Genomic DNA, 18,967 nt, shown 5'->3' with positions numbered 1-18,967 from the left:
ATTGCTAATGATCGAATCAGGCTTTCCATATTGCAGTAAATGTTATTTTTCCGGTTTCCGGTTTCCGGTTACCGTACTGGGCTGGATTTTGGGGTATTACTCATACGTTTCGACCCGTCAAGATTCTTTATTTCTGGAAAGTACCGGGAGCAAGCGGAGAATCTCATTGCCTAAGGGATGGCGCACAATAAAGATACCCAGGAGCAGGCCGGCGGCAGCCAGAATTCCAGAAAATGCCAGAAAAAACAAGGCCGGCAAATCGACTTGACCGTAGTGGGCCAGGATGCGCAACAATGCGGGGCCTGCAGCCGCGAACGGTATGAGTAGATAACTGCTTCTGACATGCGTCCAGAAAAGAGACAGTTTCACGCCAAAATGGCGATGCAGCGCGCGCATATAGGCAGCTGCCTCGATTACACGGGCCAGCATCAGCGAATACACAACATATTCGAGCGGCAGCCAGATCGAAAGAGAAAGGAGCAGGAGAAAAAAGAATTGGGTGATCAGCTGGCAGCGCATGGCGGTGCCAACATGACCGCCGGCGATCAACGAAGATGAAGCGAGCATGATCGGCGTTCGAATGATGTCGAATGCGCACAGAACGACGGCAAGGTCAGCAGATTTTTGCCATTGGCTGCCGAACAGGAACAGGATCAAGACATCCGCCAGGAGAGCCATTACAACGATGAGCGGCGCCATGACACCCACTATAAGCGCCATGGATCGATAGTACAGCGTAGCGGCGTCGTGCCCTTCCCGGATGCCTTTGGCGAAGGCGGGGAAATAAACCTGCCGGATTGCCGCATACGATTTCCAGAGAATCATATGGTTCAGGCTTGCTGCCCTGCTATAGAATGCGACCGCATCAAAGCCTAACGTCCGGCCGAATATAAGGTCAGGTCCGCTGGCTCCCAGTTCACCGACAAAGGAAGTGACGCTGGACTTCGAACCAAAACCCAGCACCTCACGAAGGCCTTTCCTGGTCGGGGGTAGCAGGGCAAACTCTGGACGCATAAGCGATAGGATGATCACATTCGAAATATTGCCGGCGATCGACCCCCAGGCCATGCTCAGGTAGCTCTCGCCGGCCCATGCGGTAAGGATCGTCACGATAACCTGCACACAGGTACTGGCGAGACCCACAATGGCTACTTTCCCAAACTGCATTTCGCGCTTTAATATCGCGAGAATATGTGACCCGAAGGGAAGCAGGAGAAAGTTGATTGCGAGCAAGGCCAGCACCTGAGCGATACCCTCGTGCGCATAGAAAGCCGCGATGAGGTGTCTGACAGCGAAGAGCAGTGCGGCGATGCTCCACGATATCATCAGCATGATCGTGAAGACGGCGCGGAGATGTGCTTTGCTGATTTCGCGTAATTGAACGAGATATTGCCCGGCCCCGAAATCCCGGAGTATATGTGCGAAACCTACGATCGAAACCGCAACGGAAAATACTCCGATCTCGTCCGGCGCAAGGAGGCGGGAAACAACGACTACGCTGAGCAGCGAAAGAAGGAATACGGCCACCTCGGTTAGCGTACTGATACCAAGGGATCGGCGAACACTCATGTGAAAGTTGATTCTTTTAGACGGAAGAAGATGGAGGATGAGACGGGATCAATAACGCGGCTCTGCCTGAGATGTCATGGGTAGACGCGCGCGGGAGATGTTCAATGCATCTTGTGAAGTCCTCGGAGCGAGTAATAGGTGGCCCGAAACAAGTTCTTTATATCTGATAAAGGATGCAGTTTTGTGAGTAGGGCCGGGCAGTCCGCCGCAAACTGCTTCAGCCCATCGATATAAGCTCCGATGCCCAGCAGCGATAAGTTGTAACGCCATATGCTCAAATACTGCGTCACCAGCTGCTCCACTGTTTCCCGCTGCTCGCGCGTCAACGTGATGCCTCTCTCGCCAACGAGTAGTTGCAGACGTGCCTTGATGGATTGGCGTGCGATAAATTCGGTGTCGCCGGGGCGGGTGAGATTGGTTTCGTGCCGATGATGGCGGGCAAGATCGTCAAGCTGAAAATGGAAAGTGCCTTGTTGGCTGAGGCGGAGCCAGAACAACCAATCTTCGCTGGAGCGGATATTCTCGGGCATGCCGCCCGCGCGCAACGCAGCGTCACGCCGGAAGCAGGTAGCGCTGGTGGGAATGATACTGGCTTTAAGGAGCTTTGATTTGGCGTCAGAAAATTGGTAAAGAACAGGATTTTCCTTTTGCAATTGAATTGCGTCGCGGTTCAAGTCGAGATGGGGTGCGAGCAAGCCATGTTCCTGTATTTCGCCCGGCGTGATAACGGTCGCATCGGCAAAGCTTACCACTGCATCGGGAAACGCATCGAGCGATGAAACCAGTCTGGCTAGGGTAGTTGGCACATGCTCATCGTCCGAATCCAGAAAAGCAATATATTCGGTGCGGGCAAGTTCGATGCCCTTGTTGCGCGCAACCGCGGGTCCGCCATTCTTCGGAAGTTTCACAACGCGAACAGGGAAAGTATGATGTTTGCCCCAGGCAGTGGCGACTTCGACAGTATCATCCGTTGAAGCATCATCAACCACGATGATCTCTTTTGCCGTTCTGAGTTGATTGCGAACGCTCTCCAGCGCGCGGGTGATGAGCTTGGACCGATTATATGCGGCGATGACGACCGTTACCTCAAGAGGCGCGTCGAGATCATTTCTCATTAATTAGATCCTTCTCGTGAGATCATGCTGTACGGTGTCCATTGGTTCGGTCGTTACGCTGCAATGCTTGATCAAGAATCCGGTATGATTGGCCCAGACTGGGTTTCGAGCCGCCCACCATAATCTGATAACACGCTCACAAACCTCATGGAGACGGATTCTGGATTATTGGTACACCCTGTTCATCGTTAAACCGCGGTTAGTATAGAATCTCATCGGCTCTTTCTGGGATAAAAATAAGCTGGAGAAAGTAGTTCTGTTCCGGCTTTCCAATTATCAGGCATTCCCCAATAATACTATCGAAAGAATACCATGCTAATCTTAATGCTTGCTTTACATGGCGCATCAGTCCGGATTCCGGTGGCTGGGCGGAACGCCGTGTACGATATATGAAAAAGGTTGAAGGAGTCCAAGAAGAGGAACAAATCCAACAGCCGTGCTGTTGCATGAGAGCCAAAATCTGACGTTGTCTTGACCGATAAATTCTTTGATAATGGACATCTTATCCTTAATAGTCCTATGCTTATAAGATTAAAGAATGATATCCATCGCTAAAAACGGTAATCGCTAGAGTAGTCCGGACGAGAATTATTCATGAGAGACATACTTGTCACCCTTATCGTATTCGGTTTGCTCCCATATGTATTCAAGAGACCGTACATTGGGGTATTGATGTGGGTGTGGATCAGCGTTATGAACCCTCATACGCAGGGCTGGGGGTTTGCCTCCACTTTTCCGTTTGCCGCGATTATCGCGGGCTCTACGCTACTGAGCCTTGTTTTCACCAAAGATGCTAAAGCCTTGCCGCTGACCCCGGTCACCGGAATTTTTATCGCTTTCGTGCTCTGGATGAATGTAACGACGATCTTTGCGCTATATCCGGACGATGCCTATATTCAGTGGAACAAGGTGATCAAAATCATGTTGATGACTTTTGTTACCCTGATGCTGATCAAGACAAAACAACACGTGCAGCTTCTCATTTGGGTCATCGTTGCATCGCTTGGCTATTATGGCGTCAAAGGTGGAATCTTTACCATTAAAAGCGGCGGGGGAGATTTAGTCTGGGGGCCGGAGGGTACGTTTATTGGCGGAAACAATGAAATAGCGCTCGCGCTCATCATGACTATCCCCCTGATGCACTATCTGCAAATCGTTTCACCGAATAAATGGGTGCGCCGCGGTATGACGGCCGCCATGGTGCTTTGCGCGGTTGCCGCCCTCGGAAGTTATTCACGCGGTGCCCTGCTGGCAATTGCGGCCATGGGCGGGTTTCTTTGGCTGAAAAGCCGGAAAAAGGCCGGCCTAGGCATGCTGGCTGTCGTGGCCATTCCTCCTCTGCTTGCCTTCATGCCAGATGAATGGTCAAAAAGAATGGATACCATTAATACGTACGAAGAGGACGAATCGGTCCAGGGACGCTTCAATGCCTGGTGGATGGCCTACAATCTGGCCAAAGACCGGCCATTGACCGGCGGCGGCTTCGAGGTCACGATGCCGGAGCTTTTTTTCCGCTACGCACCCAACCCTTATGATATTCACGCGGCTCACAGTATATATTTTCAGGTCCTGGGTGAGCATGGATTTATTGGTTTAGCGCTCTACCTTTTGCTTGGTTTTGCGACCTGGCGAACAGGTTCATGGATTATCCGCAATACCGCCAAACGAGATGATTACCTGTGGGCTTACAGTCTGGCGAGCATGATCCAGGTGAGCCTGATAGGTTTTGCCGTAGGGGCGGCATTCCTCAGTCTGGTCTATTTTGACGTGCCTTATTATCTGATGGCGGCGATGGTGGTCACCCGTGTTCTGGTGGAAAAGGATCTGAAGGAGAAGGCCGCGCTGGCCATCATTGAAAAACGTACCGGCGCCCAACGTCAATTTGGAAACCTGAGCCCATCCCAATCACAACGAATTGCCGGGGACTCTGGGTAGCGCATGCATATCGAATTGGGTCATTTCATGGCATGTCCGGCAGTTGCGCGTCTGGATAGTGCGTATGGCGGCGGGTGAATCCGGTTACGTGGGAATGCTGGCCAACCCCATGCCGTCCTGGACCTTATTGCCGAGCCGTGCGTTCCTGAATCTGTTTTCTCCCGGCGGATCGCGTGGCCGGTTGACGATACTTATCTATCACCGAGTACTGCCTCAACTCGACGCGCTCTTTCCAGGAGAAAGCGACGCGGAAAATTTCGATCATCAAATGGGGCAGCTTGCAGGCTGCTTCAAAATAATGTCTCTCCTTGATGCGGTACGGGGCTTGCGTGAAGGAAAGCTGCCGCCTCGCGCAGCTTGCATCACATTTGACGACGGTTATGCGGATAACGCGGAAATTGCCCTGCCCATCTTGAAAAAACACGATATTCCCGCCACATTCTTTGTGTCGACCGGTTTCCTTGACGGCGGGCGGATGTGGAACGACACGGTAATTGAATTAATCCGCGGTGCACCCGGAGATACACTCGATCTCGCCAAAATAGGCTTGGGACAATTCGAGATCGGGACACTCCCGCAACGGCGGCAAGCTATCAATAACGTGCTGGATGCGCTCAAGTATCTGCCGCTTGAATCAAGGCAATCGCGGGTAGAAGAGATGTGCATTCTCATTCCCGTCATTCCATCAAACAATCTCATGATGACGTCTGATCAAGTCAGGCTTCTGCATAGTGCGGGAATGGAGATCGGCGGGCATACCGTCAATCATCCTATCCTGTCGCGTCTGCAGAATGATGCGGCCTGCGCCGAAATCGCTCATGGCAAAGAGATACTGGAGGGTATAATTCATGCTCCCGTAAGGCTTTTTGCATATCCGAACGGAAAACCGGGGCGAGACTATGCAACGGACCATGTGAGAATGGTCAGGAAAATTGGTTTTGATGCGGCAGTTTCCACCGCTCATGGTGCAGCCAGAATAGGTAGCGACTTATATCAGTTGCCGCGATTTACACCATGGGATCGGGAGTCAATGCGCTTCATGTTTCGCATGGCGCAAAACATGCTCAAACCCGTTGATACAGTTTAGGCCCGGCAGGCTGCTAACTCAGCAATCATACGGCACAATAGATTTTCTTACGATTTACTATGTTGGATTATGGAACGAGCGATTACAGGGTTTGAAGTTGATGGTGAAGGCGATCCAATAGCCATTCTTACCTGCGGCCATCCGCAACATGTGCGGCATAATCCGCCATTTATCAACCGCCCATGGGTAATCGATAAAGAGGGTCGCGACAGCATGTTAGGCAAGATGCTCAACTGTGTTCGATGTGAAAAATTTGAGCTGCCAGATGATTTTATTGCTTACAAACGTACACCCGAATTTACCGAAGAATCGGTACCGGCCGCGTTGAGGAAGGATCACTCGACGAAGACCGGTGTCTGGGCGAAAATTAATGTGCTGGAAGGTAAGTTACGTTACCGCGTACCGGCCTTTGGGACGGAAACTGAACTGTCTCCGGATAAGATGGGAATTGTCGTGCCGGAAGTCCTGCATAATGTGGAGCCTTTGGGCCCCGTTCGTTTCTTTGTCGAGTTCTACCGGGCGCCGGATAAAGATGGGCAATGATCCGAATCCATCCAACCCGCAACATGGACTATTTAGTCTGAATTAATGCAGATGAGATAAATGGGTGCTCCTTGCCGGTAGGGGCTTTATACGCTTCCACATAGCGCAAGGATTTTCACCCTGCCCTTGGCAATAACGTGCAAACGGACATCAGCCAGTGTTCCCTGAAGATTGGATTTTTCAGGCTACTGGATTTTTTCTGCGACGGGTTATCGCTCCTATCAGGGTAAGGCCAGCCAGCATCATGGCGTAGGTTTCGGATTCCGGGACAACGGATGTGGCAATAGCAACTGCAGAACCTGGCCTTAGACTCGAGTCGACAATTTGGGTGTAACCGTCGATTGGCAGAAAAGTTGCATGAAAAGAATTATCCCAGTCCGAGAGTCCCTGGGAAGTAAGTCCGGAATTGAAGGCGTAGCCTGCCTGCAAGGGATTAATGACCGGGCTCTGGTCCGCGCCAGCGTAATTCACATGTCCGGCAAGTTCATCACGCAGGAAGGAATTTGCATTTGTCCACCAAAAAGATCCTGGGTGCTCGCCATCCAGGAAAGAGACAATTCCAAGGCCATTGCCACTTCCCGCCCAGTTGATCGCATTTACCGAATGCCCCACAGCACCATCCCAACAACTGGGCGCGGTCAACGCGGGAGCGCATTTCCCGCCGCCGTCGGGAGCGCTCGGGTCATCAGGAATATTTCCTGTGTCGCCACGCAGCGCATGAAAGTCGGAATCAGCGGCGGTGATGAAGGTTCGATCACCCCGGGCAGCTTCTATTGCCACTTTATTATCCAGGATGCCACCGTAATCCGGTATGGCCAGCGGCCCGTTTGGGGTCGCTCCGGTCCGGAAAGATTCCCCGCTTTCGACTACCAACACGTTATAAGCGGAAAAATCGGGAGCTGCGCTATTGGCATCCCAGTAGGTCAGATTCCAGGTTGACCCATCACTTTGAGGGAGCGTATGCACGACACTGGCCAATTGTGAAAATTTCTGCCGATACTCCGAGGCCGGATCAGCATAGGTGTACCATAACACATTGATTGAACTCGCTTGTGCCGCTGACATCAGACTCAAGCTTGCAAGGAGCGCTCCCCATGATACCGAGAGATTCATGATTCTCATTGCCACCTCCGTCAAATAGCCTGAATAAGCAATGCCGCGAATTTAAATCGAAGCAATAATTATACCTTTTTATAATTATTTTATAATCATCATGTTACATACCGGTACCGCTTGATGAGCCTATGGGTGTAAAAATTTTCGACATTCTCGCCATGGCTTTCAGCGTTTCGAGGCTTGAAAGAAGGTAAGCATTGCCAGAACTTTGTTATTTTGCTCGCGGTGTTTCCTTCCAATTTTTTCCCGTGCTCACCATAAAACGCTATAAAAACGGCTGTTTCAAAGACAGATTGCTGCGGAATAGCCTCTGCCCGAGACCCGCGGCAGTCGCATCGATTTCCCGCGTAGCATGATGCTTTTAATGACTTTCGTCGCCATTCCCGGATAGGCCGGGAAGACTTTCCATTGACTGGCGCGCGCAAGCAGATTAAAATCCGCGTGTTTTGAAATTCAGTCAGTGCCGAATAGCGGAATCTTGCTGGTTCGGCTGGCCCAAAAGATGAACCCCGAAAGGGTGCGCCGGCTGGGGAAATAAAAATTCAGATCTTGTGAAAAAAATTTCAACCCGCCCAGCGTCACGCCAAGCCGCTGTTTTCTGACAGACACCACATATGCCTTGGATACGAAACAAGCCGGTGCGCATTGTCATGCGTTGGCAAATGATCGTCACCGTGGCAATGGTGCTGACCCTTGGTCTGCTATGGGGATTTCATGGCGCGGCTTCCGCGCTATTGGGCGGTGTGATCAGTATAATTTCCGCCGCTGCTTTTGCGGCGGTGATCTCGCACTACCAGGGAGCCACCGCGGGGGGTGTCCTGATAACTGCGCTGAAAGCAGAGGCGATAAAGATCATTACCATGATCATATTGCTCTGGTTGGTTCTGACACTTTACGAAGATGTGGTCGCGGTCGGTTTTATCGGAACGTTCGCGGTCACGGTGCTGATTTTTGGCATGGCGCTGTTTGTAACGGATGAAACAAGCGCTGCCGGGATTAAATAGTTTGAATAGGCAATAAAAATGGCATCAGGCACAGAGCTTACTCCAACGTCTTACATGTCGCATCACCTCACCAACCTGACCAGTTCATTGGGCGAGGGCGCATTCTGGACATTGCATGTGGATACACTGGCAATGTCGATACTGCTGGGCGTTATCAGCTTCGGTTTCCTGTGGTGGGTGGTGCGTGGCGCGACTTCCGGGGTGCCCGGCAAGCGTCAGGCATTTGTCGAGCTGGCTATTGAATTCATTGATGAGCAAGTCAAAAGCACCTTTCATGGTGACCGTCACAAGTTTGTCGCGCCCACGGCTCTTACGGTGTTTGTCTGGGTGCTCATGATGAACGCGATGGATCTCTTGCCCATCGATATCATGGCTGCGGTTTACGAGGTGCTGGGTTTGCATAACTGGCGCAGTGTGCCGACCACCGACATCAACACCACGTTTGCGCTGGCGCTGTCGGTATGGTTGCTGATGATTTTCTTCAATATAAAAGTAAAAGGACTGGGTGGGTGGATACATGAGCTGGTGTGTACCCCATTCGGCAAGAATCCCATCCTGTGGCCGGTCAATATTCTGTTCAATGTGGTCGAGTATGTTTCCAAGCCGCTTTCCCACTCCCTGCGTCTTTACGGAAACATCTACGCCGGCGAGATCATTTTTCTGCTGATCGGCATGTGGGCCGCCACCGGTTTGGCCGGGACCCTGTTCGGTACCCTGCTGGGGGCGGGATGGGCTATTTTCCATATTTTAATCATTACGCTGCAGGCGTTCATTTTCATGATGCTGACGGTGGTTTATCTTTCCATGGCGCACGAGTCGCACTGATTTAACCCCCCACTCACCATCACAAAACCATTATTTATCACTACGACGAGAGGAAAACGAGATGGACAATTTGCAATACTTGGCGATGATTCAGGCCTACACGGGCATTGGTATCGGCCTGATGATCGGTCTCGGCGCCGCAGGCGCCTGTATTGGCATCGGTATCATGTGCAGCAGCTTCCTTGAGGGCGCCGCCCGCCAGCCGGAAATGATCCCGACGCTGCAAGGCAAAGTGTTCCTGTTACTCGGATTGATCGACGCATCCTTCATTATCGGCGTGGGTCTGGCGATGCTCTTTGCATTCGGGAATCCGCTGCTGGCTGTCATCAAGTAACAATGCCCGCTACCGGTACCATAATCAGAGACTAGCCATGAATATCAACTTCACGCTTTTTTCTCAGGCGATGGCGTTCGCCATATTTATCTGGTTCACGGTCAAGTTTGTGTGGCCACCGTTGATGCGCGCAATCGAAAACCGGCAGAAAACCATTGCCGACGGTCTGGCGGCAGGCGAGCGCGGCAAGCAGGAGCTGGAGCTGGCAAGTCATCGTTCCGCCGATGTGGTGAGAGAAGCCAAGCAGCGGGCAGCTGACATCGTTGCTCAGGCTGAAAAACGCGCGGCCGAGATTGTCGAGGAAGCGAAGAACGTCGCAAGGGACGAAGGCAGTCGTATTCTCGTCGGTGCAAAGGCGGAGGTCGAGCAGGAAGTCTTCCGTGCCAGGGAGACATTACGGCAGCATGTGGCCGATCTGGCTTTGGCGGGTGCTGCGAAAATCCTGCACCGCGAAGTGGACGCCAAAACGCATGCTGATCTGCTTGCTTCCATTAAAACGGAGCTCTAGGCGATGGCTGAAGCCCGCACGATCGCACGACCTTACGCGGAGGCTGTCTTCAGGCTGGCCAAGGCCACCGATGCGCTTCCCGCCTGGTCCGACATGCTGCAGCTGGCTGCCGCCATCGCTGCGGACGACGGTATACGTGCGCTTATCGGCAATCCAAAAGTTCCGGCCAGGCGACTGGGCGAGCTGCTTCTCGGCGTGGGCGGCGATAAATTCAATGAAGCAGGTCGCAATTTCATAGTGCTGCTGGCGGAAAATGGCCGGATTGAAATATTGCCCGAGGTGAGCGAGCTGTTCGAACAGCTGAAGACCCAGCACGAAGGTGTGTTGGGGGCGAAAATTGCTTCCGCATTTGCTATGAGTGATGAGCAATTGAAAGATCTGGTGGCCAGCCTCGAAATCAAGTTCAAGCGCAAAATAGAAGCCACGGTAAGTATCGATCCCGAATTGATAGGCGGGGTGAAAGTTGAAATCGGCGACGAAGTGCTGGATGCCTCCGTGCGCGGTAAACTGGAAGCCATGGCTGTCGCACTTAAAAGCTAGGAGTTATTTGAAATGCAGTTAAATCCATCCGAAATCAGTGAACTGATTAAAAGCAGAATCGAGGGACTCGCCGTCTCCGCGGAAGTCCGTACGCAGGGCACCATTGTGTCGGTAACCGACGGTATCGTGCGTATCCATGGCCTTTCCGACGTGATGCAGGGCGAGATGCTGGAGTTTCCCGGCAATACTTTCGGTCTCGCGCTTAATCTCGAGCGCGACTCCGTGGGCGCGGTCATCATGGGTTCGTACGAGCACATTACCGAAGGCGATATCGTCAAGTGCACAGGCCGCATCCTTGAAGTGCCGGTGGGCGAAGAACTGATAGGCCGGGTCGTCAACGCGTTGGGACAGCCGATTGACGGCAAGGGACCGATCGCCGCGCAACACTCCGAGCCGATCGAAAAAATTGCTCCCGGCGTGATATGGCGTCAATCCGTTAACCAGCCGGTGCAGACCGGGCTCAAGTCCATTGACGCCATGGTTCCCATCGGGCGCGGCCAGCGTGAGTTGATCATCGGCGACCGCCAGACAGGCAAGACTGCCGTGGCGGTAGATGCGATCATCAACCAGAAGGGCGAGAATATGACGTGCATCTACGTCGCGATCGGGCAGAAAGCCTCATCCATCGCCAACGTAGTGCGCAAGCTGGAAGAGCATGGCGCGATGGAATATACGATCGTGGTGGCGGCAACGGCATCGGAATCGGCTGCAATGCAGTTCATTGCGCCTTATTCCGGCTGTACCATGGGTGAATATTTCCGTGACTCGGGCAGGGATGCACTGATCATTTATGATGACCTGACCAAGCAGGCATGGGCCTACCGGCAGATCTCGCTTCTGCTGCGGCGTCCCCCGGGGCGGGAAGCTTATCCCGGCGACGTATTCTATTTGCACTCACGCTTGCTTGAGCGGGCCGCGCGGGTCAGCGCGGCATACGTGGAGAAGGCCACCAATGGCGCCGTTAAAGGCAAAACAGGTTCGCTTACCGCCCTGCCCGTGATTGAAACGCAGGCGGGCGACGTAACCGCTTTCGTTCCTACCAATGTCATTTCAATCACCGACGGCCAGATTTTTCTGGAAACCGATTTATTCAATGCCGGTATCCGTCCCGCGATCAATGCGGGGGTTTCGGTGTCGCGCGTGGGTGGCGCGGCGCAGACGAAGGTGATCAAGAAGCTGGGCGGCGGCGTTCGTCTCGCATTGGCGCAATATCGTGAACTTGCCGCGTTTGCGCAGTTCGCCTCGGATCTTGATGAAGCGACCCGCAAACAGCTGGAACGCGGCAAAATGGTGACTGAGCTGATGAAGCAGGCGCAATACTCCACCTTGAGCGTGTCCGAAATGGCTATTACCCTGTTCGCCGTTAACAAGGGGTATCTGGACGATGTGGAGGTGAAGCGCGCCCTGGCGTTCGAGTCAGCGCTGAAGGGCTACATACGCAGCAAGTATAACGCCATCATGGACAAGATAGAGACCACCAAGGATCTCGACGCAGCCACCGAGAAAGAACTCGATGCCGCAATTCAGGAATTCAAGAAGAACGGAACCTATTAACCGATGGCTGGCAGTCGAGAAATACGCAACAAGATCAAAAGCGTAAAAAATACGCAGAAGATCACGCGCGCCATGGAAATGGTGGCGGCCTCCAAAATGCGCAAGGCGCAGGAACGCATGAAAAAAGCGCGCCCCTATGGCGAGAAGATTCGCAACGTCGCCGCGCACATGAGCCGTGCCTATACCGAGTATCGTCATCCATTTCTGGTGGAGCGTGATACCGTAAAACGGATCGGCATTGTCGTGGTCACATCCGATAAAGGCCTTTGCGGCGGACTCAACACGAATGTGTTGCGCATGGCAGTCAGCAAAATGAAAACGTGGGAAGCGGAAGGCGAGCAGATCGAGGCGTGCTGTATCGGCAATAAGGGTTTTGGATTTATGAACCGCCTCGGCGCCAGCGTGATTTCCCATGTCGTGAGCCTGGGGGATACGCCGGATCTGGAGAAACTGATCGGAGCGGTGAAAGTCTTGCTGGATGGCTACACTCAGGACCGTTTCGATCGAGTGTACATTTTTTACACGCGCTTCATCAATACCATGAAACAGGAACCGGTGATGGAGCAATTGCTCCCACTTTCTGACGAGCGCCTGAAATCCGGGGACGGGCCCACCGGACAACGCGGCGTATGGGATTATATTTACGAGCCCGAAGCCAAGCCGGTTATTGATGACATCATGGTGCGGTATGTCGAGGCACTGATTTATCAGGCGTTGACGGAGAATATGGCATCGGAGCAATCAGCCCGCATGGTGGCGATGAAAGCGGCGTCGGATAATGCCGGCAACGTGATCAATGAATTGACGCTGATTTACAATAAGTCGCGCCAGGCTGCCATCACCAAGGAATTGTCGGAAATCGTCGGCGGCGCAGCGGCGGTTTAAATATTTTGATTTAGCATTTAGGGAACATCATGAGCCAGGGAAAAATTGTTCAGTGTATCGGCGCCGTGGTTGACGTCGAGTTTTCGCGGGAAGAGATGCCGAAGGTGTATGACGCGCTGGTGCTGGAGGGTACCGAGCTGACGCTCGAAGTGCAGCAGCAATTGGGTGACGGCATTGTGCGCACGATTGCGCTTGGGTCTTCAGATGGGCTGCGCCGCGGCATGATGGTCACCAACACCGGCGACCAGATTCTGGTTCCGGTCGGGACCAAGACGCTGGGCCGGATCATGGACGTTCTCGGTAAGCCGATTGACGAAATGGGACCCATCGGCGAGGAAAAGAGAATGTCGATACACCGGAAAGCGCCGGCGTTTGACGAGCTTTCCGCCTCCACCGAATTACTGGAAACGGGTATCAAGGTTATCGATCTCGTCTGCCCCTTTGCCAAAGGCGGCAAGGTAGGGCTGTTTGGCGGCGCGGGCGTGGGCAAGACCGTTAACATGATGGAATTGATTCGCAATATCGCCATTGAGCACAGTGGTTTTTCGGTATTTGCGGGTGTGGGCGAACGGACTCGCGAAGGCAACGACTTCTACCACGAAATGAAAGATTCCAGCGTGCTGGACAAGGTGGCGCTGGTGTACGGGCAAATGAATGAGCCACCCGGTAACCGGTTGCGCGTGGCGCTGACAGGCCTGACCATGGCGGAATTTTTCCGTGACGAAGGCCGCGACGTGCTGCTGTTTGTCGATAATATCTACCGCTTTACCCTGGCGGGTACCGAGGTATCGGCATTACTGGGCCGGATGCCGTCCGCAGTGGGTTACCAGCCGACGCTGGCCGAGGAAATGGGCCGTCTGCAGGAGCGTATCACCTCGACCAAGTCGGGTTCCATTACGTCGATTCAGGCGGTCTATGTGCCAGCGGACGATTTGACCGACCCATCGCCCGCGACTACTTTCGGTCACTTGGATGCAACCGTAGTGTTATCGCGCGACATCGCCTCGCTGGGGATATATCCGGCGGTGGACCCGCTCGATTCCACCTCACGCCAGCTTGATCCGCTGGTGGTTGGTGAAGAGCATTACAATACCGCGCGTGACGTGCAGCAGACGCTGCAGCGCTACAAAGAGTTGCGTGACATCATCGCCATTCTGGGGATGGACGAGCTTTCTCCCGAAGATAAGCTGGCTGTGGCGAGAGCGCGCAAGATTCAGCGTTTCCTGTCGCAACCCTTTAATGTGGCGGAAGTCTTCACCGGTTCGCCGGGCAAATATGTGTCGCTGAAGGAAACCATTAAAGGCTTCAAGGGTATCGTTGCCGGAGATTATGATCACTTGCCGGAACAGGCTTTCTATATGGTCGGCGGGATAGACGAAGCGGTCGAGAAAGCCAAAACCCTGCAATAGAGAAGTTGATTTCATAAACCCTGGCTTCTTAAATCAAGTAAGCCAATCAATTGGTAATGGAAAGAAAGATGGGTGTATTCCACGTCGATATTGTCAGTGCGGAGGAGTCGATCTACTCCGGCCCTGCCGAGTTCCTGGTGGCTCCGGCGGAAGCGGGGGAAGTGGGTATTTACCCGCAACATACGCCCATGCTGACCCGAATCAAGCCCGGATCGGTACGCATCAAGGCGCCGCTGAAGGAAGAAGAGCTTGTATACGTTTCTGGCGGCATGCTGGAAATACAGCCAGACGTCGTAACCATTCTTGCCGACACTGCGGTGCGCGGCGCGAATCTCGACGAGGCGAAAGCCATGGAAGCCAAGAAGCGCGCAGAAGATGCCATGAGGGATCGTTCTTCTTCCATGGATTATGCGCGAGCCCAGGCCGAACTGAGTGAGGCTATCGCACAATTAGCAGCCATCCAGAAGCTGAGAAAACGCGGGCATTGATCTAATGTGTGCGGATGCAAAGGCGGCGATAGCCGCCTTTTTTATTCGTGGAATAAACCCCGGATGTTGGGAAAAGCTGGCTGCTGTCATGGCATTGAAACAGAATTCGTGTAAATTGGATGATCGCCAAAACGTGGTTGTGATCGGAGTCTTCCCATGCGGTATATCCACGTGAAAAGTGGTGCGGAGTGGAATGCATTCACGTAAAAGACGCCAGTACTTGGATTTTGAGCGCACAATGTGTTAAATTAACGTCATCTTTTCCGGGACCGAAACGTTTGTAGTTTGTCCACTGAGAAAATACGATGAGCTCGTCATTCCGGGCTTGACTCGGAATCCGGCTCAAATCAACATAATGCGGTTTGTATCCCATTGGATGCCGGCTTTCAGCGGGATGATTTTTATACTGTTTGCTCGCTGGATCAATAGCATCATCCCTGGTCTGCTTATCGTCTGCGGCCTATACGCAAAAGAGTAACGCCTGCTGCTTGCAGCAGGGATTCCTGACCGTTCTTCATTAAATGTCCAAGCTAAATATCGTCATTCTTGCTGCCGGACTCGGCAAGCGCATGCACTCGGCACTGCCTAAGGTTTTACATCCGCTGGCTGGAAAGCCCTTGCTCGGACATGTGCTCGATACTGCCCGCGCATTATCGCCGCAGAGCATTTGCGTGGTCTATGGGCATGGCGGCGAAGCTGTGCCCAAAGCGATCGGTGATGAGAGCCTTATCTGGGTGCAACAGTCGCCGCAGCTGGGTACTGGCCATGCGCTGATGCAAGCGCTGCCGCATCTGGACAATACCGGCATGACGCTCGTGCTGTATGGCGATGTGCCGCTGACCAGCATCGAAACCCTGAAGGGACTGATTGCAATGGCGGGGGAGAAAAATCTGGCCCTGCTGACGGTTGAGCTGGCTGACCCTGCGGGCTACGGCAGAATCGTGCGGGATGAAGGGCACGCCATCGCCGCCATCGTCGAAGAGAAGGATGCAAGCAGCTCCCAGCGGCAGATCCGCGAGATCAATACCGGCATCATGGTGATTCCAAATCGATATCTGCACGGCTGGCTGCACAAGCTGGAAAACAACAATGCGCAAAAAGAGTATTACCTCACCGATATCGTAGCAATGGCAGTCAAGGATGGCGTGAAGGTGGAAGCGGCCCAGCCAGCCCATGCCTGGGAAACGATTGGCGTCAACAGTAAGACGCAACTGGCGGCGCTGGAGCGTATCCACCAGAATGAGTGTGCAAAAAAGCTGCTGGATCAGGGGGTAACCCTGGCCGATATGGCTCGTATTGATATCCGCGGTCAACTTATCTGCGGCCGGGACGTTGAAATAGATATCAACTGCATTTTCGAGGGTCATGTACAGTTGGACGACGGCGTGAAAGTGGGCGCTCACAGCATATTAAAGAATGTAAAAGTCGCTGCGGGAGCGGCGATTGCCCCCTTCAGCCTGATCGAATCCGCCGAAATCGGAAAGAATTGCCGCATTGGTCCCTATGCCCGTATCCGTCCCGGAACCAAGCTCGCCAGCGAAGTGCATATCGGCAATTTCGTCGAAGTCAAAAATAGCTCCGTCGCGGCCGGCAGCAAGGCGAATCATCTAAGCTACATCGGCGACTCCGTGGTGGGCAAGAATGTCAACATCGGCGCCGGAACGATTACCTGCAACTACGACGGTGCCAATAAGTACCAGACCATCATCGAGGACGACGTTTTTGTCGGTTCCGACACGCAGCTGGTGGCGCCGGTGAGAGTGGCGCAAGGCTCGACCATTGGCGCGGGTTCGACCATTACCAAGGATACGCCGGCGGAAACATTGACCCTGTCACGCGCCAGACAAATGAGCATCGATGGATGGAAGCGGCCGGTTAAGAAACCGAAGGGCGAGAAATGAAATATGAAGTGGCAAGCTTTCTCACCCTTGTAAGTCCCCCGAACGAAACAGAGAGGAAATCGATCAATGTGCGGAATAGTCGGTGCGGTAGCCAGAAATAACATTGTCCCGGCCCTGCTGGAAGGCTTGCGCCGTCTCGAATACCGGGGTTACGATTCCGCCGGGCTTGCGCTGATGAACGGCGGATTGCATCGATTGCGTACCACTGGGCGGGTTGCCGAACTGAGCAAGCTTGCGGACGAACAGGATTTTCACGGCGAGATTGGTATTGCGCACACCCGTTGGGCGACGCACGGCGCACCGTCCGAGCGCAACGCCCACCCGCATTTTTCCGGTGAAATTTCAAAAGTAGCGGTCGTGCACAATGGCATCATCGAGAATCATGAACCCCTGCGCCAACGATTGCAGGCTGCGGGATTTCAATTCACTTCCGACACCGACACGGAAGTTATCGCCCACCTCATCACGTACAACCTGAGGGAGACCTCCGATCTTTTCGAAGCAGTATGCCGTTCGGTGGGCGAATTGCAAGGCGCCTACGCCATCGCCGTGATGGAAGAAGCGCATCCTGAGCGTATCGTCGTTTCCCGCAATGGTGCGCCGCTGTTATTGGGATTGAGCGAATCCGGCAACTATGCCGCCTCCGACGCTTCCGCCTTGTTGCAGGTGACGAAGCACATGATTTATCTGGAGGAAGGCGACGTGGCCGAACTGCGCCGCGACAGCTACCGGATCGTCAGCCTTCATGACGGTGCACGCAAGGAAGTAATCCGCCCTATCCATGAAAGCGAACTGACCAACGAGGCGGTGGATATGGGTCCGTACGCCCATTTCATGCAGAAGGAAATATTCGAGCAGCCGGGCGTGGTGGCGAATACGCTGGAAATGGTGCTCAACGCTCAATCCATTTCCCCGAGGCTATTTGGCAGCGAGGCGGAAGATATCTTCAAAACCACCGATAGCATACTGATACTCGCCTGCGGAACCAGCTACCACGCGGGCCTGGTGGCGCGCTACTGGCTGGAAACCTTAGCCGGTCTGACCTGCAATGTCGAGATTGCCAGCGAATACCGCTACCGTGAACCGGTCGCCAGCCCCAGTGCGCTGGTAGTGGGGATTTCCCAGTCGGGAGAGACAGCGGATACGCTGGCCGCGCTCAGCTACGCCCGTTCACTGGGGCATCGCCACAGTCTCGCCATCTGCAACGTGGCGGAAAGCGCCCTTGTGCGGCAGGCCGATCTGCGCTTTCTCACTCGCGCCGGGCCGGAGATCGGCGTCGCCTCCACCAAGGCATTCACCACCCAATTGGCGGCGCTGATGCTGCTCGCAATGACGTTGGCGAAATTGCGCGGCAAGCTTTCCGGCGAGGGCGAGCGCGAGATCATCGCCGCGCTGCGGCACCTGCCGGTGGCCTTGCAGCTTGCACTGCAAGTGGAGCCGCAGGTCAAGGTCTGGGCCGAGGGCTTCGCCCAAAAACGTCACGCCTTGTTTCTCGGGCGCGGTGTGCATTATCCCATTGCCATGGAAGGCGCGCTCAAGCTCAAGGAGATTTCCTACATCCACGCCGAAGCCTACGCCGCCGGAGAATTGAAGCACGGCCCGCTCGCGCTGGTGGACAAGGACATGCCGGTAGTAGCGATTGCACCTAACGATGCGTTGCTGGAAAAACTCAAATCCAATCTACAGGAAGTCCGTGCGCGCGGCGGCGAACTCTACGTTTTCGCCGATGCCGATTCCCACATCCAGGAGAGCGAAGGCGTGCATATCATTCGCCTGGCGGAACATGCCGGGTCGCTCAGTCCCATTCTTCATACCATTCCGCTGCAATTGCTGGCCTATCATGTTGCGCTGCAAAAAGGCACCGATGTGGATAAACCGCGGAATCTGGCAAAGTCGGTGACCGTAGAGTAACGAAGGCTTAATCTGATGAAGTGCCGAGGCTAGAAATAGGGCCTGAGATCAGAAAAAAACAGGCTAGGCCAGAGGAGGAGAGTTCCTGCCGCAGGAGGCGCTCATATGTCGCCAAAATGCTTACTAAGTTGTTTGCAGGTCAACCGCAGGCCTTTGCCGACCAATACGGCCAGACTTTGGTAGAAGACTGGTATGTGGATACAAATCTAAACCCAAACAGATGCCGGCCACTCTATCTTGACG

Annotated in this window: 17 protein-coding genes; 14 read left to right on the top strand and 3 right to left on the bottom strand. The window is 53.8% G+C overall.

From position 1 onward, the window contains the following. Positions 1–117: 117 nt before the first annotated feature. Entirely contained in the window at positions 118–1,569 is a 1,452-nt protein-coding gene (locus SQ11_RS06985) for an oligosaccharide flippase family protein (protein WP_041513418.1), read from the bottom strand. A gap of 101 nt (positions 1,570–1,670) precedes the next feature. Beyond that, the gene (locus SQ11_RS06980; RefSeq protein WP_041513417.1) at positions 1,671–2,684 is read right to left on the bottom strand and encodes a glycosyltransferase family 2 protein; all 1,014 of its coding nucleotides are present in this window, start codon (positions 2,682–2,684) and stop codon (positions 1,671–1,673) included. Positions 2,685–3,278: 594 nt separating this feature from the next. On the opposite strand from SQ11_RS06980, the gene SQ11_RS06975 reads away from it, so the two are divergent. The 3 genes from SQ11_RS06975 (at position 3,279) to SQ11_RS06965 (ending at position 6,249) form a co-directional block, all read left to right on the top strand. Further along, positions 3,279–4,619, top strand: coding sequence for a putative O-glycosylation ligase, exosortase A system-associated (locus SQ11_RS06975; protein WP_041513416.1), 1,341 nt, complete (start codon positions 3,279–3,281; stop codon positions 4,617–4,619). Positions 4,620–4,683: 64 nt separating this feature from the next. Beyond that, positions 4,684–5,706: a polysaccharide deacetylase family protein gene (locus SQ11_RS06970; RefSeq protein WP_084226757.1), complete on the top strand. Its 1,023-nt coding sequence runs from the start codon at positions 4,684–4,686 to the stop codon at positions 5,704–5,706. A 69-nt stretch (positions 5,707–5,775) separates the two neighbouring features. Then, the gene (locus SQ11_RS06965) at positions 5,776–6,249 is read left to right on the top strand and encodes a DUF3565 domain-containing protein (RefSeq protein WP_041513415.1); all 474 of its coding nucleotides are present in this window, start codon (positions 5,776–5,778) and stop codon (positions 6,247–6,249) included. 180 nt (positions 6,250–6,429) lie between these two features. On the opposite strand, the gene SQ11_RS06960 is transcribed toward SQ11_RS06965, so the two are convergent. Next, positions 6,430–7,371: a PEP-CTERM sorting domain-containing protein gene (locus tag SQ11_RS06960; RefSeq protein WP_041513414.1), complete on the bottom strand. Its 942-nt coding sequence runs from the start codon at positions 7,369–7,371 to the stop codon at positions 6,430–6,432. A gap of 608 nt (positions 7,372–7,979) precedes the next feature. On the opposite strand from SQ11_RS06960, the gene SQ11_RS06955 reads away from it, so the two are divergent. The 11 genes from SQ11_RS06955 (at position 7,980) to glmS (ending at position 18,724) form a co-directional block, all read left to right on the top strand. Then, the gene (locus SQ11_RS06955; RefSeq protein WP_040853157.1) at positions 7,980–8,369 is read left to right on the top strand and encodes an ATP synthase subunit I; all 390 of its coding nucleotides are present in this window, start codon (positions 7,980–7,982) and stop codon (positions 8,367–8,369) included. An 18-nt stretch (positions 8,370–8,387) separates the two neighbouring features. Next, positions 8,388–9,194, top strand: a complete 807-nt coding sequence (gene atpB / locus SQ11_RS06950; protein ID WP_041513413.1) for a F0F1 ATP synthase subunit A — start codon at positions 8,388–8,390, stop codon at positions 9,192–9,194. Positions 9,195–9,255: 61 nt separating this feature from the next. Beyond that, positions 9,256–9,528: a F0F1 ATP synthase subunit C gene (gene atpE / locus SQ11_RS06945; RefSeq protein WP_004180856.1), complete on the top strand. Its 273-nt coding sequence runs from the start codon at positions 9,256–9,258 to the stop codon at positions 9,526–9,528. A gap of 37 nt (positions 9,529–9,565) precedes the next feature. Next, positions 9,566–10,036 carry a F0F1 ATP synthase subunit B gene (locus tag SQ11_RS06940; protein WP_041513412.1) on the top strand — a complete coding sequence of 157 codons (471 nt, stop codon included), beginning with the start codon at positions 9,566–9,568 and terminating at the stop codon, positions 10,034–10,036. Positions 10,037–10,039: 3 nt separating this feature from the next. Then, positions 10,040–10,576 (top strand): F0F1 ATP synthase subunit delta, encoded by a 537-nt coding sequence (locus tag SQ11_RS06935; RefSeq protein WP_041513411.1) that lies wholly within the window; start codon positions 10,040–10,042, stop codon positions 10,574–10,576. Between the two features lie 12 nt (positions 10,577–10,588). Continuing rightward, entirely contained in the window at positions 10,589–12,130 is a 1,542-nt protein-coding gene (gene atpA / locus SQ11_RS06930; protein ID WP_041513410.1) for a F0F1 ATP synthase subunit alpha, read from the top strand. 3 nt (positions 12,131–12,133) lie between these two features. Beyond that, a complete protein-coding gene (atpG, locus tag SQ11_RS06925; protein ID WP_004180850.1) occupies positions 12,134–13,015 on the top strand; it encodes a F0F1 ATP synthase subunit gamma in 882 nt (293 codons plus the stop codon). A 29-nt stretch (positions 13,016–13,044) separates the two neighbouring features. Then, positions 13,045–14,424, top strand: coding sequence for a F0F1 ATP synthase subunit beta (atpD, locus tag SQ11_RS06920; protein ID WP_041513409.1), 1,380 nt, complete (start codon positions 13,045–13,047; stop codon positions 14,422–14,424). A gap of 68 nt (positions 14,425–14,492) precedes the next feature. Next, positions 14,493–14,912, top strand: a complete 420-nt coding sequence (locus SQ11_RS06915; protein ID WP_041513408.1) for a F0F1 ATP synthase subunit epsilon — start codon at positions 14,493–14,495, stop codon at positions 14,910–14,912. A 521-nt stretch (positions 14,913–15,433) separates the two neighbouring features. Continuing rightward, the gene (gene glmU / locus SQ11_RS06910) at positions 15,434–16,813 is read left to right on the top strand and encodes a bifunctional UDP-N-acetylglucosamine diphosphorylase/glucosamine-1-phosphate N-acetyltransferase GlmU (protein ID WP_041513407.1); all 1,380 of its coding nucleotides are present in this window, start codon (positions 15,434–15,436) and stop codon (positions 16,811–16,813) included. A gap of 66 nt (positions 16,814–16,879) precedes the next feature. After that, positions 16,880–18,724 carry a glutamine--fructose-6-phosphate transaminase (isomerizing) gene (gene glmS / locus SQ11_RS06905; RefSeq protein WP_041513406.1) on the top strand — a complete coding sequence of 615 codons (1,845 nt, stop codon included), beginning with the start codon at positions 16,880–16,882 and terminating at the stop codon, positions 18,722–18,724. Positions 18,725–18,967: the final 243 nt, after the last annotated feature.

This window comes from Nitrosospira sp. NpAV, from assembly GCF_000832065.1.
Classification (GTDB): Bacteria; Pseudomonadota; Gammaproteobacteria; order Burkholderiales; family Nitrosomonadaceae; genus Nitrosospira.
The sequence above is the reverse complement of the archived record's forward strand: the minus strand, read 5'-3'. Positions and strand labels throughout refer to the sequence as shown.